Origin of the sequence: Pseudarthrobacter sp. W1I19 (genome assembly GCF_030817835.1) — a bacterium.
Taxonomy (GTDB): Bacteria; Actinomycetota; Actinomycetes; order Actinomycetales; family Micrococcaceae; genus Arthrobacter.
Window position 1 is genome coordinate 957,019 of sequence record NZ_JAUSZR010000001.1, and the last position, 25,203, is coordinate 982,221.

Consider the following 25,203-nt stretch of genomic DNA (forward strand, 5'->3'; position numbering starts at 1 on the left):
GATTTTCGGCGGACTGGCCTACATGGCTGTCGTCGGACTCGTCCACGGATAGGAGGAAGCCGTGAAAAAAGCACTTCGGAACAACGGACTGAGCCTCTTCTTCGGGCTGATCTTCCTCCTGGCCCTGCTGGGGCAGGGGCTGACCGGCCATGCCCTGTTCAACGAGGAACAGCTCGCCAACGGGCTTGAGGAAATCAGCCTGGGCCAGTACCTCACCTCCTCCCACTTCGCGGTGGACGTCTCCGAAAACTGGCAGTCCGAATACTTGCAGTTCCTGCTCTACATCATGGCCACCATCTGGCTGGTCCAGAAAGGATCACCCGAATCAAAGGAACTGGACCAGCCTGGGATCGAATCCGACAAAGACCAGCTGGTGGGCGAGTACAGCAACCCGAAATCGCCGGCCTGGGCCAGGGCCGCCGGCTGGCGCCGCACCGTCTTTTCAAATTCGCTCGGGATGACGATGGGACTGATCTTCGTCCTGTGCTGGCTGGTGCAGTCCTTCGCCGGAAACAGTGCCTACAACGAAGAGCAGATCAGCAACTTCCAGCAGCCTGTGACCTGGATCGAGTACGTGACGTCTGCAGAGTTTTGGAACCGTACGCTGCAGAACTGGCAGTCGGAATTCCTCGCCGTCGGCTCCATGGTGGTCCTGTCCATCTACCTCCGCCAGCGCGGCTCACCCGAATCCAAGCCAGTCGGCGCCGCCCACGACGATACTGCCTCGACGGGCTAGGCCGGGCAATGCCCTTGCCCGGACCGCGGCACCCAATCCCTCGTCGGTTCCTGGTTCTCAGTGGTCCAGGCCTGTGCTGAGGCTGAGGTCCCGCCACTGCTCCAGTTCCGCGCGCTGAGCATCGGCCACTGCGGCAAAGGCGCCGAAAGCGTCCTCACCCAGCACAGCGAGCGACGGCGGGTTGGGGCTCTGAACGATGGCCAGGATTGCTTCGGCGGCCTTGGCCGGATCGCCCGGCTGGTTGCCGTCCATGGTGTCGTTCTCCTTGCGCCGCTTCCCGGCCGTCTCCGCATAGTCACCGATGGGCGAGGCGGACTGGGTCAGTGAACGGCCGGCGAAGTCGGTGCGGAAGGCACCGGGTTCAATGACGGTCACGTTGATGCCCAGCGGTTCAACCTCCCTGCGGAGCGAGCCGGAAATGCCCTCCAGTGCAGCTTTCGTTGCAGAGTAGTAGCCGGACCCGGCTGGGGTGATGCGGGCGCCGATCGAGGAGATGTTCACAATGGACCCGGACCTGCGCTCGCGCATGTCCGGGAGGACCGCCTTGATCATGTCAACAGCGCCGAAAACGTTCGTGTCGAACAATTGCCGCACATCGGCGTCGTCCGCTTCTTCCACGGCGGCGCGGTACCCGTAGCCGGCGTTGTTGACCAGGACGTCCACACCGCCGAAGCGCTGCTTCGCCTGTTCCATCACCGAGCTGATCCCGGGGCGGTCCGTGACATCGAGGGGCAGGGCAAGTGCCGTGTCCGGGAAGGCGTCGGCCAGGTCCTGCACGGTGGCGGGGTTCCGCGCTGTGACGACGGCGTTGTGCCCGTGGGTGAGCACCGCTTGGGCCAGCGCCCGGCCGAGTCCTGTGGAGCAGCCGGTAATGAGCCAGGTAGCCATCGGTGGTTCCTCTTCGTCGTGTGGATGGGACTTCGGGCCTGCATTCAGGCCCAAGCACTAGGTAACCCCAATTTGCTCGCCGTGGACAGGTACTGTCAGTACACCCTTCACACCACATGTTGACCCATCAGTTTTGGTTCCCAAGCGGGTGGTTTGGGAACCAAAACTGATAGGTCAACGGAGTTATGGGACGGGCTGGTGCTCGGGAAGCTCCCCCTGCAGTTCTGCCAGCGTGGGCGGATTGGCACCCGGGCGGCGGACAGTGATGGCCGCGGCCTTTGAGGCGAGGCGGCCCAGCCACTCCAGTACTGCCGGGGTGAGCCCGTCGGTCCCGCGCATCAGGAGGCCGTAGATCAGGGCCGCCATATAGGAATCGCCGGCGCCGATGGTGTCGGCTACGGCCGACCTGACCGGGGGAATGTCCAGCCGCGTTCCTGACGCCGCCAACAGGGATCCATCCGATCCCAGCGTGACGGCCACCAGCCCGGTGCCCAGTCCAAGGATGCGCTGGGCGGCGTCTTCCACCGGCTGCCCGGGGTAGAGCCACCGCGCGTCCTCGTCGCTGAGTTTGACCACGTCAGTGAGGGGGACCAGGTCCTCGAAAATGCGCTGTGCCTCCGCCTGGCTGCCGAGCAAGGCGGGGCGAATGTTCGGATCGTACGTCACCAAGCATCGCTCATGCGCTTGTTCCAGGAGGTCCCGTACCGCAGCCGCACCCGGTGCCAGGAAAGTGGCGATCGAACCGGTGTGCAGGACTTTGGGCAGCACTGCGGGCACGGTGCGCGGCAGCTCCCAGCGGACGTCGAAGTCATAGCTGGCTGAGCCATCGGAGGCGAGCACGGCCGTTGCCGTCGCCGTCCGGCCGCCGCGCCGGGACCCGGGCAAAAGGTGGACACCGGCCCTTGAGAGGTGCTGCTCGATCGCCTGGCCATGGGGGTCGTGGCCGAGGGAAGTCAGCAATGCGGTGCCTACGCCCAGCCGTCCCAATCCGTAGGCCACGTTCGCGGGTGATCCGCCCGGGTGCTCCACGGTGCCGGAGGGGGAGACGACGATGTCCACCAAGGCTTCGCCGACCACCACCACATCTATGGATTTGGGCCGGTCCCCGGGCTGCTGGGTTGTGGGCATGATGTACCTTTCGTTGTGGGTCAGGAGCCGATGGCGGGTGTGGCCCTGATGGCGTTCACGGCCCTGTCCGCGACGATCTGGGCCTCACTTCCGGAATCCAGGACGGTATTCCGGGCGGATGCGGGATCCACCGAGACGGCCGTAACGGCGAGGACTTTCGAAGCCTCGGTGGTCAGCAGGGCGTCCACCTGGGCGGAGAAGCAGGAGTCGCTTGATGTGGCGTGAACGTCCATCGCCACCGCATGGTTGTTGGAGACGAAGTTTCCGCCCCCCGCCACCAGCCGGATGATTACAGGCGCAGCACCGGCCGGTTGGATGCTCTCTGCATCGATGATGTAGGAGAAGTGGTTGCCGATCACTGAGTTGTTGCTGCCGTTGACGCTGAGAAGTCCGGTGAGGTCATCCAGTCCGTTGCCTACTCCCACGAAGGGCGTCCAGGGTTCATGGTCACGCAGGAAGTGGTTGGTGGCCACGAGGTTTTCCGAACTGTCCGCTGCGAGAATCAGCATCCCGGGGTAGAACGAGTGCAGGCGGTTGTTGGTGATGCTTGAACGCGTGACTCCGGCCAGGTGGACGCTGCTCGCCCCACGGGGGAAGACATTGTTCGCGGTGATCAGGAGCCCGCCATGGTTCTCGGCGTAGATCGAATGGCCCTTGAAGCCCGCTCCCACCAGGTTGTCGGTGACCTTCGATGCCTGCCCCCACCCGCGCAGCTCTATGCAGCTTCCGCATTCAGCGATGAAGTTGTCGTGCACCGAAAGCGCGTCCGCGTTGTAGATGGTGAGGGCGTTCTCCAAGTAGACGAAGCCCATGCCGGTGACGCGGAATGAGTCATTTTCGTTGGCGACAAAGATGCCGGTCTTGCCGTTGACGTAGGTGTTCTCCGGATGCATCCCAGAGCCATCCGCCTCGAAGTGCAGCCCGTCGATGCAGAAGTTGGAGAACTCCACCGAGCTGATCCGTGGGCTCCCGGTCCGCTCAACGTAGAAGGCGGCTCCAGCGGATTCCTCGGTTTCTGCGCCTTGGGGAAGGTCGACGATAACGCGGCTCCCGCCCGGCCACAGCTCATGAAGGCCGGGCCATTCATCCTCGGGAACGTTGAACCGGATGCTTGAGGACGTAAAGCCATGCCCCGAGCCCTGGATGCGAAGGAAGCTGATGTCGATCACCACCTGCGTCCGGAGATGGTAATCGCCGGGCGGAAGGTAGATCACGGCGCCCGGCTTTCCCCCGCTGTTCTCGTCGGTGGCGGACTGCCGGTCCTTGACGTCCGCGATGATGCTGTTGATGACTTCACCGACGTCTTTGGCTGCATTGCCGACCGGCCACGTGGTCACGTCGTAGTAGTTGTTGCTTGACATGGTTTTTCCCCTTGGGTTGCGGTTAGGCGAGCGTTGAGACCGTGAGCTTCAGTATTGCCGCTGCGCCTCCCTCAGCCGATAGCCAGTTTTCCTGGCTGTCGGCTGCGGGGAAGACGAGGTCAGTCAGGACCACCTTGCCGCCTTGGGCAAAGACCTCCACCGAGCAATGGTCGACGACGATCTGCACCTTGAGCACCCCGTCCTCAAGGACCAGCGGGGCTGACTCCACGGAAGAAAATTTCTCGTGGAAGCCCGTGTTGCCGGACTGCCTGCGATCCAGGACGAGTTGGCCGCTGGCGGCGTTGTAACCCAGCACGGTCCCCGTGCTTCCTTCACCATTTGCGAAGAGATGGAAGGCCACCTGTCCGGTGCTTCCCGGCAGGATATCCGCCTCGATGATCTGGGCGCTGCCCGGTACCGCATCCGGCAACCGGAGGATCGAATCCCGCAGCTCAAAGGGATCCGCGGTCAGTTGGGCCCTGGCAGCAGGAACCTCGGTGCTGGTGCCGTGGCCGGCCAGCAACGGTTGCTGGACCAGGCGCGCTGCACCGTTGACTGTTGAGAGGCGCAGTTCCCGGGCGAGGGTCATTGAGGAACGCCAGGGGGCGGTGGGCAACTGGTTGGCGTAGTCCCAGTTGTTCATCCAGCCAATGATGATGCGCCGGTCGTCAGGGGCGTTGCTGAAAGAAACTGAGGCGTAGCAGTCGCGTCCCCAGTCCAGCCACAGGCATTGCTGCAAGGCTGCAGCTGCCGCCGTGGGGTCGCTGATGGCTGCCACTCCTGCCGGCGCCACCACGGAACCGGAATCAGGGATGAAGCGGACGCCGTCGAAATCCCCCACGAAGTACTGGCCACCGGACCCGCCCGCCACGGCCCCGGGGTTGACGTTCACGATGAGCACCCACTTGACGTTGTCCGAATCCCCGTCCACCGCCAGGGGAAAGAGATCCGGGCATTCCCATTCGCCTTGGTCCGCGTTGGCCGGGCCGAAGTCGCTGAGGAACTCCCAGGACTTGAGGTCCTCCGACCGGTAGAAGACCACCGTCTGGTGCTGCGCTTCGACGGCGACCATGACCCAGAACTCGCCATCGCGCCCTTGATAGCGGAACACTTTGGGATCGCGGAAATGCGCTGAATTGCGGGTGAGGACAGGGTTGGCGTCGTACTTCTGCCACGTCATTCCCGCGTCTGTGCTGTAGGCCAGGGACTGGGCCTGGGTGCCACTGTGTCCCGACGCGGCTTTGAAGGCACTGGTGTAGATGGCTACGAGGGCAGGAGCGTCCGCCGTGCCGAAACCGGAGGTGTTGCCGTGGTCCACCACCACGCTGCCGGAAAAGATGTCCTCCTTTTCGTCGCAGGCAATGGCCACAGCGTGCTCGGTCCAGTGCAGCAAATCATGGGAAGTGGCGTGGCCCCAGGACATATTGCCCCAGACGCTGCCGAACGGGTTGTTCTGGAAGAAGAGGTGGTACAGGCCGTCGTGGAAAACCAGGCCGTTGGGATCGTTCAGCCAGGTGTCCCTTGCCGTGAAGTGGATGGCAGGCCGGAAGCCGGATGTTTCCGCCGGGGCTGTTTCCAGGCGTGCGGCATCAAGGTAACTGGACATGTGGTGCGTTCCTCTTGGGACGTTGGAAGTGGTAAGCGGAAGGGGCTGGCTGCCTATTGCGGCGGAGCCGTGATGGAATCGCGGCGCACCAGGGGGCAGCTGAGAATGGTTGGGTGAAGCGCCATCAGGGAAAGGTCTGTCTTGCCCTCGACGGCGTCAATCAGGTGCTCGGTGGCCCAGGCACCCATCTCGTAGTGCGGCAGGGCCACGGTGGTGAGGCCCGGGTGGAGGTTGGCGGCGATCAGCTCCTGGTCATCAAAGCCCACCACTGAAAGGTCGCCGGGGATGGTAAGTCCCAACTCGGCAGCGGCGCGGTAGGCGCCCATCGCCATGCGGTCGTTGTAGCAGAACAAGGCCGTAGGCATATCGCCTCGGTCCTTGCGTGACAGCATCCGGCGGGCAGCCGCATAGCCGCCGTGCACCTCGGACACCTCGGACTCCACAGGCGCCGCACCGCCGTCGAGCCCTGCTTCCTTCAGCGTGGCCCGGAAGGCATGGAGCCGCTGGCGGGTGGCGGGGACATCGTCGGTGTTATTAAGGAAGCCGATCCGCCGGTGCCCGGCCGCGAGCAAGGCTTCCACCGCGGTGCGGGCACCGCCTTCCTCATCCGGGATGACGGCGGTGATGTTTCCGGCGGCGGCCACCGAGTCCACCAGGACGGAGGGAACGCTGCCGAGATTGGCCGGCAGCTCCACGATGCGGTGGTACATGGTGGCGTACAGGATGCCGTCAACCCGGCGTTCCAGGAGGGCTTCCACGTCGTCCCGCCGGGATTCGAGGCTGGCTGAGCCGGAGGTGTTGATGATCATGAGGTTGTACCCGCGCGCTTTGGCAGCCTCCTCGGCGCCCAGGATGATCCGGCCGGCGTGGGGCGTGGTGGCAATATCTTCGCTCACCAGGCCCAGCATGCCGGTCCTCTGGGTGCGAAGAGCCTGGGCCAGGCGGTTTGGACCGTACCCCAGTTGTTCCGCAGCGGACCGGACCTTGTCCCGGGTTTCGGGGCTGATCCGGGCATAGGCCACTTCATTGAGGACGTGGGAGACAGTTGTCACGGACACGCCGGCGGCAGTGGCCACGTCCTTGATCCCGATGTTCTTGTTGCTCATCTGTCTCCCACGTCCTTATGGTCGGTGATGCCCCTGGGCGTCATCAGTAGGCTACTGGTTATTGGTGGTCTAGCCCTTGACCGCGCCGAGCGTCATGCCTGCGACGATCTTGCGCTGCAAAAGCAGGGTCAGCAGGATGACCGGGATGGAGTACACGGCGGCCAGCGCCGTCATGGACCCCCAGTCCAGGCCGAACTGGGTCTGGAAGTTTGCAATCACCACCGGCGTTGTCTGGGAACGGATCGCCGTCATCAGGAGTGCGAACAGGAACTCGTTCCAGGAGGCCAGGAAGGCGAAGATCGCGGTGACAGCGATGCCGCCGGACACCACCGGGATCACCACCCGCCACAGGGCTCCAAGCCTGCTGCAACCGTCCACGGTGGCCGCTTCCTCCAGGTCCCTGGGCACCGCTTCGAAGAAGCTGGACATCAGCCAGATCGAGAGCGGCAGCGAGATGGTGGTGTGGGCGATTGACAACGCGATGGGTGTATCGGCCAGGCCCATGGACGCCATCATCGAGGCAAGCGGTATGCCGATGGCCACCGGCGGCACCATGCGGGTAACCAGGGCGGCCATGATGAAGATCCGGCCGCTGAGGGTCTGGTACCTGGTGATGCCGTAGGCCGCGGGTACCGCCAGCACCAGTGACAGCAGGGTGCTGATGATGGCCGTCTGGATGCTGTTGATGAAGGAGGCCACCACACCGCTGCGGCCCAAGGCGTTGGCGTAGTTCTCCAGCGTCCATTCCTTCGGCAGGATGGTGGGCGGCACCGCGATGGTGTCGATGGGGGTCTTGAAGGATGTGAAGAGAAGGTACAGGAACGGGAATCCGTAGAGCACCATTGCTGCCGCCAGGAGGATCCACAGGAGGGTCCTGGTGCTGCGCCGGCCTGCTTCCAGGCCTTCACGGTTGACACCCCGGCGCTTGCGGACGCTGCCGCTTCCGGTGGTTGGCACAGAAGGTCCCGCAACTGCTGCAGGTGACTTCCCGGCGTCGTTCTTAATTCGCTCGGCGACGCGCATCAGCTGTCCTTTCCTGGCCGCCAGATGGTGGACACCGCAACAAACGCGACGGCGAGCATGGCCAGCAGGTAGAGGGTGCCCATGGCACTGGCCAGTCCGGGATCGCCGAAGCGGATCATGGTCCGGTAGATGAGCAGGCTCATGGTTTCGGAGGCGGACTGCGGGCCGCCGTTGGTCTGGATGAGGATGGTGTCGAATGCCCGGGCCGCATCAATGCCGCGGACCACCAGGGCGACGGCGATGACCGGGCGCAGGAGGGGCAGGATGATGCGGAACAGCAGGGCCGGTGCGCGTGCACCGTCGAGGCGGGCGGCTTCGATGAGATCCCCTGGGATGTTCTGCAGGCCGGCGAAGAGCACCAGGCACATAAACGACGTAGTCAGCCAGATGTCCGGAATGGCCACGGAGTAGAGCACGATGTTCGGGTCTGAGAGCCAGCCGATCTGGTTGGGGTTGGACAGGATGCCGGCCTGGTGCAGGAGGGTTCCGATGAGGCCGAAGTTGTCGATCATGAGGAACTTCCAGAGGAGGCCTGCCACAATCGGGGCGATCATCAGCGGGTACATAAACACGGTCCGCCAGATTTGGGAGCTGCGCCCAAGGGTGGTGAACAGCAGGGCCATGCCCAGGCCGAGGGCGAATTCGAGGGTGACCACGATGAGGGTGTAGCCCAGGGTCCGCCAGCCGGCGCCGGTGAAGGCTTCGGAGGCGAAGGCCCGGAAGTAGTTGTCCAGGCCCACAAAGTCGCGGGGACCGCCGGCAATCGGTGAGATCTTGAAGAAGCTGTCCGCAACGAGGCGGAACAACGGGAACGCGACAAACACTGCCAGGAACAGCGCCGCTGGTGTCATCAGGAACAATGCGAAGCGGCGATCGGAGATACGCACGGTTTTCTCTTCCGCTGGTTGGGGGCCGCGGCCGGCACCGGCTACCCAGGTGCCGGCCGCGGGGATCTTACTTGAGGAGGTCCTCGATCTGCTTCTTGGCATCTGCGAGGAGGGTGGCGGAGTCACCGCCGGCCACGGCTTTCTGCAGCATGGGTACCAGGACGGTGTCCACGATCTGCTGCCACTTTTCGGTGGCCGGGCGGGTGGCCGTGGCTTTGCCATTGAGGGTTTCAATCAGCGGACCAAAGCTTTCGTAGCCTGCCTTGTCCTGGTACTTCTCAAAGGCCGAGATGCGGGACGCCAGGCCGAGGCTTGATTCGATGCCCATGCTGTTGTTGTCATAGGCGCACTTGATGAACTTCTTGGCCGCGTCCGTGTTCTTGGTGGCCTTGGGGACGGTGAGGTACCAGGGCCCCGGGACTCCGCCAATGCCGGCAGACCCGGCGATCATGGGAGCGGTGCCCACCTTGCCGGCCACCGGTGAATCCTTGGGGATCTGCCGGTAGGCATGGGCCCAGAAGCGTGTCATGGCCGTCTTGCCCTGGTTGAACAGGTTCTGCGCGGCAGCCCAGTCCACCTGGGCGGCGCCTGACGGAGCGGACTTGGCCAGGCTGACGTAGAAGTCCAGGGCTTCCTTGTGCGCCGCGTTGTCAATGACCACCTTGTCCCCGTCCAGGACCATGGGCGAGCCGGCCTGCAGGACATGGGCGAGCCATTCGGTCTCGACGCCGCCCTTGACGTCGGTGCCGTACATGCCGTCCTTGGTGAAGAACTCGGCGATGTCCTGGTACTGCTTCCAGGTGGTGGGGGCGGCGAGCTCATAGCCGTACTTGGCCTGGAAGTCGGCCTTGTTCTTGGCGTCCTCGAAGAGGTCCTTGCGGTAAAGGATGATTTCCGCGTTGGTCCAGGCAGGCAGGCCGATAAAGTGCCCGTCCACATTCGCTTCCTTGACCAGGGCCGGGAAGATGTCCTTCTTGGCTTCATCGGTGAAGATCTCGTCGATGGGCTGGACGGCATCCTTGAAGCTGGGCAGCCAGACCGAGTCCAGGGCTGCGACGTCGAAGGAAACGTTGCCGGAGGAGAACTCGCTGGAGAGGCGGTTGAACATGCCGTCATAGGGCAGTTCTACGAAGTTGACGTTTACTCCGGCGTCCTTTTTGCACTGTTCGGCGACGCCGGTCAGCTCGGCGTGGCCGCCTGCTTCCACCAGGACGTTGACGGTGCTGGTGCCGGCGCTACCCGTGGTGGACGGGCCCCCCGCGCCGCACCCGGTGGCTGCCAATGCCACGGCGGTGCAGACGCCGCCGATGGTGACGAACCTGTTGATGGTCTTTCGAGTGGACATCGCTGTCGACTCACTTTCTCTCGAACGGAAATGGCGAGACGTGGATCTGGGGTGAAAAATCGTTTTGCTAAAACGACTTGGCAACACCATAAGATGCGCTCTGGGTGCGTGTCAAGCGTCACATCCGTCCGCGACAAACCGTTTTTTCACTGCAGCGGGCCGAGTGGCGCAGAAACCGTCCCATCCAGAAGGGGCAGGTGGGAGTTCGATTGACTTTCGATAGGTAATAGCTGAAACTCGATGCATGAAGATCAATCACCTGGCAGTCATTGCCCTCCGGATCGTGCTCGTTGGGGCTTTCCTCCTCCTGGTCCTGTTCCAAGTGATGTCCCTGCCGGGGCAGTTCGCCCACATGGCAGCGGAAAACCCGGAGCGGGCCTACCTGCAGTGGCCGCTCACCATCTTCGCCATCCTTGAGGTGGCCTGCGTCCAGGTGGTGATCGTCAGCACGTGGAAGCTGCTCACCATGGTCAAGCGCGACCAGATCTTCAGCCGGCGGGCTTTTGTGTGGGTGGACGCGATCATGTGGGCCATCGCGGCGGGCTGGACCATGCTGGCGGTGTTCTCCGCCATTGTGATCCTCAATGCCGATGACCCGGGCGTGCCGCTCCTGCTGATCCTGATGCTTGCGGCCGGGGCCGCCGTCGGGCTGGTGGTGGTGGTGCTCCGCGCCCTGCTCCGGCAGGCCGCGGACCTGCGCTTGGATATGGAAGCGGTAATCTGATGCCCATTGTGGTGCGCATCGACGTCGAACTGGCCAGGCAGAAGATGAGCGTGGGGGAGTTCGCCGACCGCGTGGGTCTCACGCCCGCCAACGTGGCGGTGCTCAAAAACGGACGCGCGAAGGCCGTCCGCTTCAGCACCTTGGAGGCCATGTGCCGCGTCCTGAACTGCCAGCCGGGCGACCTGCTGGAGTTTGTGGAGGACTGAAGGATGTCCGGCAGTGACAGGCGTTAAGAAAGCGTTAAGATCCCCGGAATTCCGGGCGGGAGGCGCGAGGCCCGGTGCTAGGCTCCGTTAGTTATCAGCACAGCGTCGCGCCTGGAACCGGGGAACTTGCGCCCGTAACGGGCACCAAAGAAAGACACGTCCTTGACGGCTTCCGCCCGGTCTTCCCTTCCCGCCATCGTTCCCAACCCGGAGCTTGAAACCGAACCGCGGAGCGCATTAGCCAAGTGGCTGCTGGAACACCGGGTCAGCCAGCCCGTCGGCCCCGAGGCCGACGAGGCCCACGCCGCGCAGCAGAGCTGGTGGAAGGTCATGTGCCTCACGGGCGTGGACTATTTCTCCACCCTCTCCTACCTCCCGGGCATCGCGGCGCTCGCCGCCGGCGCCCTGTCACCACTGGCCACCATGCTCATCGTCGCCCTGACGCTCCTGGGGATGCTGCCCATGTACCGGCGGGTGGCCAAGGAAAGCCCGCACGGGCAGGGATCGGTGGCCATGCTCGAACGGCTCCTGCCCTTCTGGCGGGGCAAGGTTTTTGTGCTGGTCCTGCTTGGCTTCGTGGCCACCTCTTGGATCATCACCATCACCCTCTCGGCGGCCGACGCCACCGTGCACCTGCTCGAGAACCCGTACCTGCCGCCTTTCCTGGAAGGCCAGGCAGTGGGCATTACCGTCTTTTTCCTCCTGGTGCTCGGCGCCGTTTTCCTGATGGGCTTTTCCGAAGCCGTCGCCGTCGCAATTCCATTGGTGGCCGTGTTCCTGGTGATGAACGCGATCATCATCGGGGCCGGCATCGCCGAGGTCCTCGCAACTCCAGGGGCGCTCGGAACGTGGACCGACGCCCTGGCCTCCTCCGGCGGCGGACCGGGCGGAATCGTGGGTCCCGCCCTGATGGCCTTCCCGCTGCTGGTCCTGGGACTCTCCGGCTTCGAGACCGGCGTCAGCATGATGCCCCTTGTTGCCTCTAAAGGCGCCACCCCTGAGGAAAAGCTGGCCGGCCGGGTGGGCAATACGCGCAGGCTGCTGACGACGGCGGCACTCATCATGAGCGTCTACCTGCTGGGCAGCAGCTTCGTCACCACCGTCCTGATCCCGGCCGAGGAGTTCCAGGCCGGGGGAGAGGCCAACGGCCGCGCCCTGGCATACCTGGCCCACGAGCATCTCGGCAACGGGTTCGGGTCCGTCTATGACGTGAGCAGCATCCTCATCCTGTGGTTCGCCGGCGCCTCCGCCATGGCCGGCCTGATCAACATCGTCCCGCGGTACCTGCCCTCCTACGGCATGGCCCCGGACTGGTCCCGCGCCGTCCGTCCCGTGGTGCTCGTCTACACCGCCATCAGCATCCTGATCACCATCGGTTTCAACGCCGACGTAAACGCCCAGGCCGGCGCCTACGCCACCGGCATCCTGGCCATGATGGTTTCCGGCGCCATCGCCGTCACCATCTCCGCCCTCCGCCGCAAACAGCGGGCCGCCGCCGTGGGCTTCACCGTGCTCACCCTGGTGATGCTCTACGCCCTGGCGGCCAACGTCATCGAAAAACCGGACGGCCTGGCCATCTCCGGGTTCTTCATCCTGGGCATCGTGGCAGTCTCGCTCGTCTCCCGCATCAGCCGCACCACCGAGCTGCGGGTGGACAGGATCGAGTTCGACGACGGCGCGCGCCGCTTCATCAGCGACACCCTGGACTACGACGGCCGGATCAACCTCATCGCCAACCGGCCGCAGGCGTGCAACGCCGCCGAGTACGCGGACAAGGAAGCAGTACAGCGGGAGAACAACCCCGTGCCCGGAACGGCTGATGTCATTTTCCTGGAAATCGAGATCACGGACCCGTCAGAGTTCAGCGACACGTTGCAGGTCCGCGGGGTTGAAGTGGCAGGCCACCGGGTCCTGCGCGCGCAGAGCCCTGCTGCACCCAATGCCATCGCCGCCATTCTCCTGGCCCTGCGCGACGGCACGGGCGTCAAGCCGCATGCCTACTTTGAATGGTCCGAAGGGAACCCCCTGGCCCACCTCATGCGCTACCTGCTTCTGGGGCGCGGTGACACCGCCCCGGTGGTCCGGGAAATCATCCGCGAGAACGAACCGGACCCGGCCGTGCGGCCGGGCATCCACGTGGGATGAGCCTCAGGAGGAGCGTGTCGCCGTCGGGACCTGCAACGACAGGGCCGGATGCCGCCAGCGTGGCCGCCGTCCAGAAGATGCTGCGGGACGCCAGGAACGAAAAGGATGGCGGGAAGGCACACTTCGTCCGCAGGATCCTGACCCACCCGGTCAGGGCCGTTCCGTTCGCCTTCCTGATAGTCATCATCATCGGGGCGGCAGTGCTGATGCTTCCCGTCTCACGCACCGACCCGGACACGGGTGCTTTTATGGACGCCTTGTTCACCTCGGTCTCGGCGGTCTGCGTCACGGGCCTGGTCACCGTGGACACGGCAACATTCTGGACCCCGTTCGGGCATGTGGTCATCCTGGCTCTCATCCAGGTGGGCGGTTTCGGCATCATGACGCTGGCCACCCTCCTGGCGTTGCTGGTCCGCAAGAGCATCGGCCTGCGCGGCCAGCTCGTGGCCCAGACGGAAACCCACACCCTGAACCTTGGCGACGTCCGGGCAGTGCTGCTCCGGGTAGCGAAAATCATGCTGACGTTCGAGGCCGCAACGGCCGCGGTCCTCACACTGCGGTTCTGGATCGCGTATGACCAAAACCCCGGCACCGCCCTCTGGCACGGGACCTTCCACGCCATCTCCGCCTTTAACAACGCCGGCTTCTCGGTCTACAGCAACAACCTCATCGGCTTCGCCGAAGACCCCTGGATCATCACCCCCATTTGCCTGGCCATCATCGCCGGCGGGCTCGGCTTCCCGGTGATCATCCAGCTCAGCCGCGGCGAGACCAAACCCCGGAACTGGACGGTACACCTGCGCCTGACCATCTACGGCACGCTGTTCCTCCTGATCGCCGGGATGGCGCTGTTCGCGGCGTTTGAGTGGAACCGGAACGAAACCCTCGGCCCGCTCTCCTTCACCGGCAAGATCCTGGGCTCCTTCGCCGGCAGCGTTTTCCCCCGCACCGCCGGGTTCAACAGCATCGATTACGGCCTCGCAGCCCCGGAAACGCTCATGGTCACCAACATCCTGATGTTCATCGGGGGCGGCAGTGCCGGAACCGCCGGCGGCATCAAGATCACCACTTTCCTGGTGCTGGGCTTCGCCATCTGGAACGAGGTCCGGGGCCGCGACCAGGTGACCATCGCCCACCGCTCCGTCAGCTCCTCCTCCCAGCGCCAGGCTTTGTCTGTGGCGCTGCTGGGGGTTGCCGCCGTGGTCATCGGAACCATGCTGCTGCTCATCTTCACCGATTACAGCCTGGAGAAGGTCCTGTTCGAGTCCATTTCCGCGTTCGGCACCGTGGGTATGAGCACCGGCATCACCTACAACCTGCCCCCGTCCGCGGAGTGGGTGCTGATGGCGCTCATGTTCACTGGAAGGATCGGCACTGTGACCGTGGCGTCCGCCCTGGCCCTTTCGGCACGCCCGCGCCTGTACCGCCTCCCGGAGGAACGCCCCATCATCGGGTAGGGGCAAGCGGTGGCCGGTCCCAGGATTCCCCGGCCTGCCGCGGCTAATATCTGAGGCAACACAAAGCAACCTCCACCACTTCAAGGCCGTTAATGACAGCCTTGGCCATTCGGTGGGGGATGAGCCACTGCCCTCGCGGCAAAACTGCTGGAGATCCTCAAGACGCCGATCCGGATCGAGGACCTGGAAATAGTTACCTCCGGAGCTGGTGACGATGGTGGAAGGCGCACTGCAGCTGCGGGACATTGATCCCTCACACTTGCTGCTGGAAATCACCGAAACGGCCCTGATGGCGGACCCCGACGCTGCACTTGAGTCGCTGACGGCCCTCAGGAACCTCGGTGTCAACCTCGCCGTGGACGATTTTGGGACGGGCTACTCAAGCCTGACGTACCTGAAGAAGTTCCCCATCGACGAACTGAAGATCGACAGGCCCTTTATCAACGGGCTTGGATCGGACTCCGGAGATTCGGCGATCGTGGGCAGCTGCATTGACCTGGCCCATGCGGTGGGTATCCGGGCGGTTGCCGAAGGCGTGGAGACGTCAGGGCAGGTGCAGACGCTCAGAGCGATGGGCTGCGACCTTGCGCAGGGCTGCCATTTTGCCCGCCCGCTGCCTCCCCCAGCCCTGAAGGAGTGGCTGGACGCCCACGGTGACGGCGAACCCGCCATCGCATAAAAGGTTTCCACCGGACTGGGAGTGCGGCTACCCGTCTATTCGGATACGGCTGCACTTCCAGTCGGTGGAAAGTCTAAAAGAGAGAAGAAAGTGTGCGGCCGGCACCACTGGCCCGATCAGGGGGCGCTGCGGGTGCCTTGGCCATAAGGCTTATGCGGCGAGCAGTTCCGGCCGCGAGGTGGTATCTCGCCGTCGCGGTGCCAGGACACTGATATCGCACGGCTTCTGGTACGGATCGATAAGTGCCGGCAGATGATGGGTCTGGGAGCACGCCTGCAGCTGCTCCAATGCCTCGTCATCCACCACAGCATGGGAGACATCCAACTCCAGGTACAAGCCCTGTCTGATGGAATTGGCGCGCTTGGCCACAACATAAAGCGCATTCACGCTGTGCACGGTGATGTGCCCCTTTGCAATCACCAGTGCTTTCGCGTGGTCGAGATCTACACGGACAACGATGTTGAGCTTGGAGTTCAAAATGTAAAGCCTTCCCCGGCATTGGCTGCGACGCTGCAGCTTCTTGCATTGGCCTGTTTCTTAAGCCTCAATCAGAGTAGGGGGTGAATGTGATCCACGCAACAGTTACCGATTTATTACACCGAATGTAGATGCTGATGTTGTGACGCCGAAGGGCCGGACCGGAACGATCCTCACCTCCTCGCGCCGCAACCGGCGGCACCCGTGCCGCCGGCCGCCGTCGTACTTTTCCGCCCAATGCTTCCAGGCCCGGGCTCACACCGACTCGGGAAGCCTTCCTGTTAATACAGAGACCGGGGCTGCAGACCAGCGCTCGCGCTCTGGCTCGTAGGAGATCACCACGGCGGCGTCGATTTCACGCGCTTCGTCCATGGCCAGCAGCAGGGCGTCTTCAACGTGCCGGGCGTATTCGAGCCGATCGGCCAGCGAGCCCTGCAGGTCGCTGTCATCAATCAGGACATGGCCCTTGCCGTCCACGATAACCTTCAGCGAATACCCCTGGTCCTCATGGAGGGACCCCCGGGTGGACGAAATTTCGGTGACATAGTCTGCCCGGACCAACCCGTTGCCGAGCGTACGGATCCACACTTCACCCATGAAATGAACCTCCCCTTTGGTTGTGGGCGCGCATCAGCACCCATAAGGCAAACGCTAGTCCTTTGCAAGGGTTTTGTGACCCCCAAACCGGCTCCTTTCTGCCCTTGCTGCCGAATCGAATTACTGGCCGCACTGTCAGGGTCTAGCGTGCAGTGGTAGGGCCCCGGTGCCGAGATTCCGGAGGGACCCGCTCAGCTCGTTACTTCCGCGGGCTTGCACTAGACAACTGACAGAGCTGCCGGAAGTTAGCACTAATGCTTCAAGCTGCCCCTGGTTTCGGGTGTATGCGCCGTTTGTATACGAATCGGCGTGTAGGACACATGAGGTTGGCGCCGCACCCGGATCCGAGTCAAAATAGACGGCTTCGGCTGTGTGTGCCTGGTCGCAGCTGACGTTCCTCTCCGAGAAACGGTCCCAGCACTGCCGGAGAGCCGCGTGGTCGCTTCTTAACAAGCCGTTTTGGATCTTGCTGGACAACCCGGCAGGCAGGACGACGGTACAGCCGTTCGATGTTTCCGAGGGGATTAGGTCGCCGCGAAGGACGTCCCGGGTTAGGACTCCGCCCGCATAGGTCACCAGAGCGGGAAGGTCGCACGGTCCGGAGGCTGCGATAAGTTCAGAAAAGTGAGGACGATCGCAGGACATTTCTGTTCCTGCCTCGTCTAGGCACGCGCCGGCTTTTGTCCCCTCAACCTCTGGCGGTGATACTCCCAGGCCATTCGGCGCTCTAGTATCATTGACGCTCGGCGCGAGCGTTGAGTTTGTGGGAGAAGGTTCGAGCCAGGGTCTAAACCCCAAGTCTGTGACGATGAAGCTGGCTATCGCTGCCACCGCGGCCAGGAACAACACGCCGCTCGCAATTATGCCCCAGTAGTGTCGCCACCAACGTGATCTGGGAGGCCTCGCGGGAGGTGCCGGAATGGTCACTTCAGCAGTAGTTCCGTTCAGCTACTTCACTTTGATATCGGAAAGTACGGCCAACACTGACTTGGCATCGGAGCTGTCACTTTGCTCAATCTCAAGCTCGATTTGCAGGGCGTTGATTCCGTCCACGGGAACCGAGATGGTCTGTATGGTGTTGAAGGGCACTTTCTGCACCTCAAGTTGCTTGTCGTTTCCGACGACCTTTACGAGCAGTTTCTTGCCCGAGGACTCAGAATCGTTGGCCTGACCGACATTGAATGTCAAGGTGTCCCTGAACCTGTTAGCCAAGCGCAGTTCAAGCACTCGCCTACTAGTAGACCCGTAGTGGTTCGTTTCAGTAGCTATCCCACTTATATTCGCTTTGTCAGCAACATCAAAGCGCTTTTCCATCCAATAACTCTCCGGTTTGAAAAAGTCCGCGAGTGAAAGAGGGGTATCGGCCTTTTCGGTGTTCAGGGTTGAAGATGACGGGGGAACCGAAGTTGCATCAGCGGTTGGGCTAGCGGCTCCTGTTCCCGTTGGCGTCGGACTTGCGCTTACCGACTGAGTGGCTGTTGGCGAAGCTGACACAACTGCTGGCGAAGCCGATGTGCCTTCTTGCGCACTCGGAGCAGAGCATGATGTAAGCGCAAACGCTGCTGTTGCGGCTGTGGCTCCGGCAAAAAACCTTCTTACGTTCACGATCCCACCGGTTCTTTCTCTTTTCGGCATTCTGCTGTCCTGCTAAAGGGCTTGAAGCGAGACGGCCACCTGTTTTGGGAATCCTAACCCAATCTCCTCGCAATTCTTCGATGTGTCGCGAAGGCCGTGAGAGATGTGATTCCGCCATCGAAAAATCTTCTTGCTGCCGGCCGCCCTAGGATAAATCTGATGACTTCCCCGGATGACTCCCAGCCCTTCAGCCTGCGCAGCATCGCCGTGGCCGCTTTCGGCCCCACGTTGCTGTTCGGAATCGGGCAGGGCGCCATCCTTCCGGTGGTGGCACTGACTGCGCGCGGGCTTGGCGCTTCGGTGGCCCTCGCGGCGCTGATCGTCACGCTGATCGGACTGGGCTCGTGGTTCTTCAACCTGCCCGCCTCCCTGGTGACGCTGAAGTTCGGCGAACGCTGGGCCATTGTGGGCGCCGCAGTGGCTGCCGGCCTGGCCCTGGCCGCTGCCGGGCTGTCCTCGCTTATCCCCAATGGACTGTGGCTGCTGGCGGTGGCGATGGCCGTCGTCGGAATGTCCGGCGCAGTGTTCGGGTTGGCCCGGCAGAAGTACCTCACCGAGGCCGTGCCCGTGGAGTTCCGGGCGCGGGCGTTGTCCACACTGGGCGGAGTGAACCGGATCGGTGTGTTCATCGGGCCGTTCCTGGGCGCCGGGGTGATGCAGTTCTGGGGCATCGGCGGTGCGTACTGGATAGGGGTGGTGGCCATGGCTGCGGCTGCCTTGCTGTCCCTCACCATCCCCGACCTGGAGCTGGCTGGAACGTCCGACGGCGGGCACAAGGGTCCGGAGCCCACCCTCCGTAACGTCGCTGTGTCCCACGCGAAGGTGTTCCTAAGCGTGGGCGCGGGCATCCTGCTGCTGAGCGCGCTGCGCTCCTCACGCCAGGTGGTGATCCCGCTGTGGGCGGACAACCTGGGCATGGATGCCAGTTCCGCTTCGTTGATCTACGGTCTGTCCGGGGCCATCGACATGCTGGTGTTTTATCCGGCCGGGAAGCTGATGGACCGGAAGGGCCGGCAGTTTGTGGCAGTTCCGTCCACGCTGCTGATGGGGCTGGCCCTGCTGCTGATTCCGCTGACCGGGTCCTTTACCGGGCTGTTGCTCGCGGCGCTCCTGATCGGGTTCGGGAACGGGATCAGTTCCGGGCTGGTGATGACGTTGGGTGCTGATTTCTCTCCGGACCGCGGGCGCGGGCAGTTCCTGGGGCTGTGGCGGTTCATGGCGGATGCCGGGTCCACGGGCGGCCCGGTGCTCCTCTCCGCGGTGACGGCCCTGGCCTCCCTGGGCGCGGGGATCTCAGCCACCGGCATCCTGGGGTTTGCGGCGGCGGCCGTGTTCGCCGTCGTGATTCCCCGCCTGAAGCACCGCCGGAACTACTAAACCTCCACTTGAGCCATCAGCTTTGGTCCCCAAACCGCCCGGTTGGGGACCAAAAGTGATAGGGCAACGGGGTGCGGGCGCTATCCTCAACAGATGAGTGAAACGGGGATGCCCGCTCGGATCAGCCCCCTGCAGAAGGGCATGTGGTGGCTGCAGGACTACGTCTATGCCGCCATCTGCCAGGCCCAGGGCACGGTGTCCCGGGTGCAGCCGGGTTCCTTCCACAAAGGCCACCTCAACCCCGTGCTGATTATTCCGGGTGTCTACGAAAACTGGCAGTTCATGATGCCGCTCATCCGGTCCATCCATGATGCCGGCCACCCCGTCCACGTGGTCACGGTGCTGCAGCGGAACAAACTGGACGTTCCCGCAGCCGCACGGATGGTGGCGCAGCACCTGGAGGAAGCGGGCCTGCGTGATGCTGCCATCGTGGCGCACAGCAAGGGCGGCCTGATCGGTAAATACGCCATGCTGAACCTGGACCCCGAGCATCGGATCGAGCGGATGATCGCTGTGTGCACACCGTTTTCCGGCTCCCGTTATGCCCGCTACATGCTGCTGCCCAGCCTGCGGATCTTCTCCCCGCGCAACGCCCTGACGCTGCAGCTGGCGCGGGAGGAGACCATCAACAGCCGGATCACATCCATCTACGGCCCGTTCGATCCGCACATCCCCGAGGGGAGCATCCTGCCAGGTGCCACCAACATCGAGTTGCCCGCCGCAGGGCACTTCCGGATCCTGGGTGAGCCGGAAACGGCCCGGATCATCGTGGAGCAGCTGAGCCTTCCGGCCTAGGCTGCGGACGCCGGGCTTTCCCGGCTGACCTTTTAGGCTGTTGGTGAGCAACCGAAAGGAGAAGCGCGGTGACGTCCCCTGGCTCACATCGGGCTGTTCCGGAAGAGCCGGACCACTCACGTTCCAGCAGCCCCGTGGTCCGCCGGCAAAGCAGATGGGCCACCGTCCTGGCGGTCCTGCAGCGGCTGCTGTACCTGGTGGTGACCATCGCCGTGGGCTGGGCGGTCTACTATTTCTTGCTCGCCCGCCTGTCACGCGGCCCGGAGCAGGCGTGGGTTTTCCTGCCGGTCTGGCTGATCCTGGCCTACGCGCTGCTGCCGCGCGTCCACAAGATCCTCAGCAGCCTGTACATTCCGGACTACTTCATCGGGCGGACAAGGACGGGCGACGGCGTCCTGGGCGACCCCGTTAACCTCGCCGTGGTGGGTCCCAGGGAGGAGTTGCGCCAGGCCATGATGACGGCGGGCTGGGTGGAGGCTGATCCAATCACGCCCGGCACCGCCTGGCGTACACTGACGTCGACCGTGCTGGGGCGCAGCTATCCGGCCGCTCCGGTAAGTTCGCTCTACGTATTCGGCAACAAGCAGGACCTCGCCTTCCAGCGCGAAATCGAGGGAAATCCGCGGAAGCGGCACCACGTGCGGTTCTGGAAATGCCCGCCGGGGTGGCGGCTCCCGGGCGGCCTCGCCGTGGACTGGGTGGGCGCCGGAACCTACGACCGGAGCGTGGGGCTGTCACTGTTCACCTTCCAGATCACCCATAAGATCGCCGACCGCACGGATGAGGAACGGGACTTCATCATCGAAACGCTCCGCACCGCCAACGCCGTGGAATCCATCCACATCATCCTCAACTACTCCAGCGGTTACCACCACCGCAACGGGGGCGGTGACGCCATCCGCACCGACGGGCACCTGCCGATCATCGACCTGCACCCGCCGGAGCGGTTGCGCAAATCCTCATAGCCAGGCAAACGCCACCGGGGGCTGCTTACTCAGCGTTGAACGAGTTGCTGGTATCCCCGGCCAAGGTGCCGCTGCTTGCGCTCAGCGTGCAGCCGGCTGCCTTTCCGGCAATCTGCAGGTCCGGGAAGACCGCCACTCCCGCAGAAGCGGATACGGTGAGCGTGCCCTTGATGGTGCAGGTGGACGTGAGCGTGACCTGGGCCGAACCGTCAGCCGGATTGCCAAAGGCATCGAGGAACCGGACCGTTACGGTGGGTGTTATCAGTGCATTTTTCAGGACCACCGCAGGAACGGCATCAAACTTCAGTTTGCCGGCCGGGGCTGCTGTGATGGTTGCGCTGACCGCAGCCGGAGCGGTCAGGCCCGGCGCCGTGGCCGTGACTGTTGCCGCGCCAACTTTGGTATCGCCGTAGAAGAACGACGCCTCCGAAGACCCCGCCGGGATGGTCACTGTAGTGACCTTTGCCCCGTTGGCCGTTGCGGCGAAGAATCCTGTCGCTGCGGAGGTGGTCATGGAGACTGTGGCGGTTCCCGCCGTCACCCCGTTTCCGTAGGCGTCCTGGCGCTGCAGGGTGACCGGGCCGATCAGGGCGGCGCTCGATGCAGGTCCAGTAACGGTGTTTCCGGAGGTGAGGACGAGCTTGTTCGCGGCCGCTGGGGTGACCTCGAAACTGCTGCTGACGGCTCCGGAATATCCGGTGCTGGAAGCAGCCAGGGAATAGCCGCTTCCCGATTTGTTAATGGACATGCCGGTGAAGGTGGCGATGCCGGACAAGCTGGTGGTGGTTGTCACCGTGCCGGACAGCGTTCCGCCGCCGGCGTTGCTGGCGAAACCGATTGTCACCGGCACACCTGCCACCGGCAGGCCCAGCAGGGTCTTGGCCTGCACGCTGACAGAGATGGTGGCCGTGCCGGCTGTGATGCTCGCAGCCGGCTGCGACGTGAACGCCAGGACGCTCACGCTGCTGACTGTTACATTTCCGCTCGCGGTGCTGGCGGCAGTCCAAGAGCGGTAAACCGCCGTGATCATGTATCGGTGTGTCCCCTCCGGTACAGAAGTGTCCGTGCAGGAGGTGGAGGCGATAGGTGCCGAAGGACTCGAACCGCAAGCAGCAATGGCTGTGGTGCCGGTAAGCCGCGTGACATAGTAGCCCGTGGGAACGATCGCACCGGTGGAAGCAGTCCAGCTGACGGCAACGCTGGAATTGCTGGCGGCCGGCACCGACACATTGGTGGGCGGAAGCAGCGTGGCGACTGCCGCCGTCGTACTTCCTGTTCCGCTGGCGCGCCAGTAGGCGGACGCCGGAACGGCGCCCACAAGGGTGGCAACGATGAGGACGACAACGGCCAAGGCCAGTGGACGAACCATCGGAAAAAACAAAACCAGCTCCCGCCGAAGCCGGGGGGTGGCTTCGGGGGAGCTGGCGACTGTGGGCACGGGAACCTTCCAAAAAGTCGAGCTTGCAGCAGTTAGGCGGACTTCATCACCATCGGGCTATGAAGCTGACGTACTGTTCCAGGAAGGGGAATCCCTGCCCTCTTCAGCTGGCCGAGAAGTGCAGGGGCACCGCAGCGCCCTTGCAGCCGTCCTGGTTGACGCCGGGGCGGTCGATCATCTGAAGGGTTACGGTGCCGGTCACGGCGGCGTTGGCCGCGATCTCGGTGGGCGTGAAGGCCGGCGTGCCGACTACGAAGTCCGCTGCGGAGCATCCGGGGACGGCGGTCCAGGCCGCACCGTCCGTGCCGGCGACCGTCACAACAACGTTGCTGAGTTTCTGGACGCCGGTGCCGGGGTTGGTCACCGTGAAGGTGGCCGTCTTAGTGGGACCGTTGGGGGAGAGTGGGTTCCCCGTAATCGTGCTGGTAATGGTGAAGTTGGTGGCGGTGCCGGCGGCGGTGGAGGTGTCGTGCGTGCCGGTAGCGCTCCAGTAGGCAAAGGCGGCTCCGCCGCCGATGGCTACCAGTGCAACTGTGGTGCCGATGATGCGCTTTCTACGTCCTGCAACCTTGCCCATGATGTGCCCCTAATAAGTGTGTGCGGTGTTCCGCTGAGACCCTGTGAGCCTTAGCGGCTCCGATAGGAACAGCTTGGTGGAGCAGCCTCAAATTACACACGGGTAATCACTCAAGGTTCTGTCAATAGTTCATCGTCGTTTCCGCAGGTCAATCTCATCCTTCCCGGGGGAAGCTGGAAGGGACTGTTCCCGCAGACCCACGTGTGCCAGTCTGTGTTGAGGGGGCCCTTTACCGGTGGCAGGAGGACGGAAATGAGGATCGCCTCAGGCCAGTTCAGTGCCGGCAAGGTACCCCGGAACAACCTCCAGCAGATCGCCCGGTTGATGGAAGCTGCCGCCCTTGGCAACGCGGACCTGCTGGTTCTTCCGGAGTCCAGCCTCTACGCCAGCGCCGAACCAGCCACCGTCCTGGCCGTTGTGGCGGAGCCCCTGGACGGCCCATTTATCAGCGGTATCGCAACGCTCGCCAAGAACCTCAGGCTGCCCGTCGTCGTGGGCACCACCGAGGCCAATCCCGGCGGCCTGCCCTTCAACACCCTGGTGGCACTCGACGCCGCCGGCGCCATCCAGGGCACGTACCGCAAAGTCCACCTCTACGACGCCTTCGGCTACCGCGAAAGTGACGGCACCAGCCAGGGCTCCATTGAGGTGCCTTCCCTGCTCTCCTACGGCCAGCTGCGCCTGGGCATGCTCACCTGCTACGACCTGAGGTTTCCGGAAAGCGCCCGCTACCTGGTGGACGCCGGAGCCAACGTCCTGCTGTTGCCCGCCATGTGGATCGCCGGGCCGGGCAAAGAAGACCACTTTTACACCCTCCTGCGTGCCCGGGCCATCGAGAACACCTCGTATGTGGTGGCGGCAAACCAGTGCGGACCGCTGGCCACCGCCTACTCCCTGGTGGTGGATCCTTTCGGGGTGGTGATCGCCAACGCCGGTGAGGCGCCAGGCCTGATTTTTGCGGAGCTTGAACCCGAACGGATCGCGGCGGTCCGTACCCGCGTTCCCTCCCTGCGGAACCGCCGTTTCCGGGTGGTCCCTGCTGAAGAGGAGTGAGCCGGAAAGTGTGATCGTCTTGACACTTGGAATTGACACTGGCGAAACATTCCGGGCCTGCATGGGCCATAAAATTGGAGTCAGTAATTCTTCCTGGAGGGACCTCAGTGCACACCACCGACGCCGCGATGAAACCTGTCATCGGACTCACCACCTACCTTGAGCAGGCAGGCACTGATGGTTGCGGCACGGTCAGGGCAGCTTTCCTTCCCGAGACGTACCTGAAACCGATCATCGCCGCAGGCGGCATGCCCATCCTTCTGCCGCCGCAGCCTGTGATGGCAGGCATGGTTGAACTGCTGGTCAGCAGGCTCGACGGCCTGGTGGTACCCGGTGGCTGGGACGTCAACCCGGCCCTCTACGGCCAGGAAGCACACCCCGCAACCGATGCGCCCCACCCCGGGCGGGACGCCTGGGAGCAGGCACTCATCCAGGAAGCCATCCGGCAGGACGTTCCGCTGCTGTGCATCTGCCGTGGTGAGCAGCTGCTGAACGTGACGCTCGGCGGCAGCCTCCACCAGCACCTGCCCGATGTCATCGGCAGCGGCCACTACCAGCCGGGCGGCTATACCTTCAACCGCATCCCGGTGGAGATCAAGGCCGGTTCCCGCCTGGAACAGCTGATCGGATCCAACCCCGGGCCTGTGCCGGTCTCGCACCACCAGGCGGTGGACAAACTGGGCGAGGGCCTCACCGCCGCCGCCTGGAGCGAGGACCAGGTGGTGGAGGCCATCGAACGCCCTGCGAGCACCTTCGCCATGGGCATCCAGTGGCACCCGGAGGAGTTGCCGGAGGACTTCGGACTGTTTCGCGGTTTTATCGAAGCAGCCCGCGGGAAGTTCCTGTCCCGGCTGGTCCCGGCCACGCCGCCGCCGTCGTCCGTCTCCGCCGGGATCAATGCCAGCATGGCCGGGCCCACGCTCGGCTGACCCGCAAGCTAACCCTCTAAAAGCAAGAAACCGCCCCAAAGCAGCACGTCAAAGTGCGCCTTTCGGGGC

Annotated in this window: 24 protein-coding genes; 11 read left to right on the forward strand and 13 right to left on the reverse strand. The window is 63.7% G+C overall.

What is annotated here, in order from left to right; translation table 11 throughout:
• Positions 1-61: 61 nt before the first annotated feature.
• Positions 62-736: a DUF6766 family protein gene (locus tag QF038_RS04460; RefSeq protein WP_307609085.1), complete on the forward strand. Its 675-nt coding sequence runs from the start codon at positions 62-64 to the stop codon at positions 734-736.
• 57 nt (positions 737-793) lie between these two features.
• On the opposite strand, the gene QF038_RS04465 is transcribed toward QF038_RS04460, so the two are convergent.
• From QF038_RS04465 to QF038_RS04500, 8 genes are all read right to left on the reverse strand, one after another.
• Positions 794-1,624: an oxidoreductase gene (locus QF038_RS04465; RefSeq protein WP_307609086.1), complete on the reverse strand. Its 831-nt coding sequence runs from the start codon at positions 1,622-1,624 to the stop codon at positions 794-796.
• A 183-nt stretch (positions 1,625-1,807) separates the two neighbouring features.
• Entirely contained in the window at positions 1,808-2,752 is a 945-nt protein-coding gene (locus QF038_RS04470; RefSeq protein ID WP_307609087.1) for a carbohydrate kinase, read from the reverse strand.
• Positions 2,753-2,772: 20 nt separating this feature from the next.
• Positions 2,773-4,113: a NosD domain-containing protein gene (locus tag QF038_RS04475; RefSeq protein WP_307609088.1), complete on the reverse strand. Its 1,341-nt coding sequence runs from the start codon at positions 4,111-4,113 to the stop codon at positions 2,773-2,775.
• A gap of 22 nt (positions 4,114-4,135) precedes the next feature.
• Positions 4,136-5,719: a glycoside hydrolase family 32 protein gene (locus tag QF038_RS04480; RefSeq protein WP_307609089.1), complete on the reverse strand. Its 1,584-nt coding sequence runs from the start codon at positions 5,717-5,719 to the stop codon at positions 4,136-4,138.
• 53 nt (positions 5,720-5,772) lie between these two features.
• Complete coding sequence (locus tag QF038_RS04485) at positions 5,773-6,825, reverse strand: LacI family DNA-binding transcriptional regulator (protein ID WP_307609090.1); 1,053 nt, start codon at positions 6,823-6,825, stop codon at positions 5,773-5,775.
• A 69-nt stretch (positions 6,826-6,894) separates the two neighbouring features.
• Complete coding sequence (locus QF038_RS04490; protein ID WP_307609091.1) at positions 6,895-7,848, reverse strand: carbohydrate ABC transporter permease; 954 nt, start codon at positions 7,846-7,848, stop codon at positions 6,895-6,897.
• Positions 7,848-8,735, reverse strand: coding sequence for a carbohydrate ABC transporter permease (locus QF038_RS04495; protein ID WP_307609092.1), 888 nt, complete (start codon positions 8,733-8,735; stop codon positions 7,848-7,850). Before QF038_RS04495 ends, QF038_RS04490 begins: the two co-directional genes overlap by 1 nt.
• A 67-nt stretch (positions 8,736-8,802) precedes the next feature.
• Positions 8,803-10,080, reverse strand: a complete 1,278-nt coding sequence (locus QF038_RS04500; protein WP_307609093.1) for an ABC transporter substrate-binding protein — start codon at positions 10,078-10,080, stop codon at positions 8,803-8,805.
• A 244-nt stretch (positions 10,081-10,324) separates the two neighbouring features.
• Here QF038_RS04500 and QF038_RS04505 point away from each other — a divergent pair, with 244 nt between their 5' ends.
• The 5 genes from QF038_RS04505 to QF038_RS04525 all read left to right on the forward strand — a co-directional run bounded on the left by QF038_RS04505 (position 10,325) and on the right by QF038_RS04525 (position 15,291).
• The gene (locus QF038_RS04505; RefSeq protein WP_307609094.1) at positions 10,325-10,804 is read left to right on the forward strand and encodes a DUF2975 domain-containing protein; all 480 of its coding nucleotides are present in this window, start codon (positions 10,325-10,327) and stop codon (positions 10,802-10,804) included.
• Entirely contained in the window at positions 10,804-11,010 is a 207-nt protein-coding gene (locus tag QF038_RS04510) for a helix-turn-helix transcriptional regulator (RefSeq protein ID WP_307609095.1), read from the forward strand. Before QF038_RS04505 ends, QF038_RS04510 begins: the two co-directional genes overlap by 1 nt.
• Before the next feature lie 162 nt (positions 11,011-11,172).
• The gene (locus tag QF038_RS04515; RefSeq protein WP_307609096.1) at positions 11,173-13,155 is read left to right on the forward strand and encodes an amino acid transporter; all 1,983 of its coding nucleotides are present in this window, start codon (positions 11,173-11,175) and stop codon (positions 13,153-13,155) included.
• Positions 13,156-13,232: 77 nt separating this feature from the next.
• Positions 13,233-14,612: a TrkH family potassium uptake protein gene (locus tag QF038_RS04520; RefSeq protein ID WP_373461619.1), complete on the forward strand. Its 1,380-nt coding sequence runs from the start codon at positions 13,233-13,235 to the stop codon at positions 14,610-14,612.
• Between the two features lie 214 nt (positions 14,613-14,826).
• Complete coding sequence (locus QF038_RS04525; RefSeq protein ID WP_307613400.1) at positions 14,827-15,291, forward strand: EAL domain-containing protein; 465 nt, start codon at positions 14,827-14,829, stop codon at positions 15,289-15,291.
• Between the two features lie 150 nt (positions 15,292-15,441).
• On the opposite strand, the gene QF038_RS04530 is transcribed toward QF038_RS04525, so the two are convergent.
• The 3 genes from QF038_RS04530 to QF038_RS04540 all read right to left on the reverse strand — a co-directional run bounded on the left by QF038_RS04530 (position 15,442) and on the right by QF038_RS04540 (position 17,679).
• Positions 15,442-15,768, reverse strand: coding sequence for a hypothetical protein (locus QF038_RS04530; RefSeq protein ID WP_307609098.1), 327 nt, complete (start codon positions 15,766-15,768; stop codon positions 15,442-15,444).
• Between the two features lie 255 nt (positions 15,769-16,023).
• Positions 16,024-16,365: a hypothetical protein gene (locus QF038_RS04535; protein ID WP_307609099.1), complete on the reverse strand. Its 342-nt coding sequence runs from the start codon at positions 16,363-16,365 to the stop codon at positions 16,024-16,026.
• Positions 16,366-17,313: 948 nt separating this feature from the next.
• Entirely contained in the window at positions 17,314-17,679 is a 366-nt protein-coding gene (locus QF038_RS04540) for a hypothetical protein (RefSeq protein ID WP_307609100.1), read from the reverse strand.
• A 480-nt stretch (positions 17,680-18,159) separates the two neighbouring features.
• Between QF038_RS04540 and QF038_RS04545 the strand changes: the two genes are divergently transcribed.
• The 3 genes from QF038_RS04545 (at position 18,160) to QF038_RS04555 (ending at position 21,137) form a co-directional block, all read left to right on the forward strand.
• Complete coding sequence (locus QF038_RS04545; protein ID WP_307609101.1) at positions 18,160-19,377, forward strand: MFS transporter; 1,218 nt, start codon at positions 18,160-18,162, stop codon at positions 19,375-19,377.
• A 93-nt stretch (positions 19,378-19,470) separates the two neighbouring features.
• Positions 19,471-20,172 carry a triacylglycerol lipase gene (locus QF038_RS04550; RefSeq protein WP_307609102.1) on the forward strand — a complete coding sequence of 234 codons (702 nt, stop codon included), beginning with the start codon at positions 19,471-19,473 and terminating at the stop codon, positions 20,170-20,172.
• Between the two features lie 68 nt (positions 20,173-20,240).
• Positions 20,241-21,137: an LssY C-terminal domain-containing protein gene (locus QF038_RS04555; protein ID WP_307609103.1), complete on the forward strand. Its 897-nt coding sequence runs from the start codon at positions 20,241-20,243 to the stop codon at positions 21,135-21,137.
• Between the two features lie 25 nt (positions 21,138-21,162).
• On the opposite strand, the gene QF038_RS04560 is transcribed toward QF038_RS04555, so the two are convergent.
• Both QF038_RS04560 and QF038_RS04565 read right to left on the reverse strand, forming a co-directional pair.
• The gene (locus QF038_RS04560; protein WP_307609104.1) at positions 21,163-22,575 is read right to left on the reverse strand and encodes a hypothetical protein; all 1,413 of its coding nucleotides are present in this window, start codon (positions 22,573-22,575) and stop codon (positions 21,163-21,165) included.
• A 103-nt stretch (positions 22,576-22,678) separates the two neighbouring features.
• Positions 22,679-23,152 (reverse strand): hypothetical protein, encoded by a 474-nt coding sequence (locus tag QF038_RS04565; RefSeq protein WP_307609105.1) that lies wholly within the window; start codon positions 23,150-23,152, stop codon positions 22,679-22,681.
• A 252-nt stretch (positions 23,153-23,404) separates the two neighbouring features.
• Between QF038_RS04565 and QF038_RS04570 the strand changes: the two genes are divergently transcribed.
• On the forward strand, positions 23,405-24,205 hold the full coding sequence (locus QF038_RS04570; RefSeq protein WP_307609106.1) for a carbon-nitrogen hydrolase family protein: 801 nt from the start codon (positions 23,405-23,407) through the stop codon (positions 24,203-24,205).
• Between the two features lie 107 nt (positions 24,206-24,312).
• A complete protein-coding gene (locus QF038_RS04575; RefSeq protein ID WP_307609107.1) occupies positions 24,313-25,134 on the forward strand; it encodes a gamma-glutamyl-gamma-aminobutyrate hydrolase family protein in 822 nt (273 codons plus the stop codon).
• The last annotated feature ends 69 nt before the right edge of the window (positions 25,135-25,203 follow it).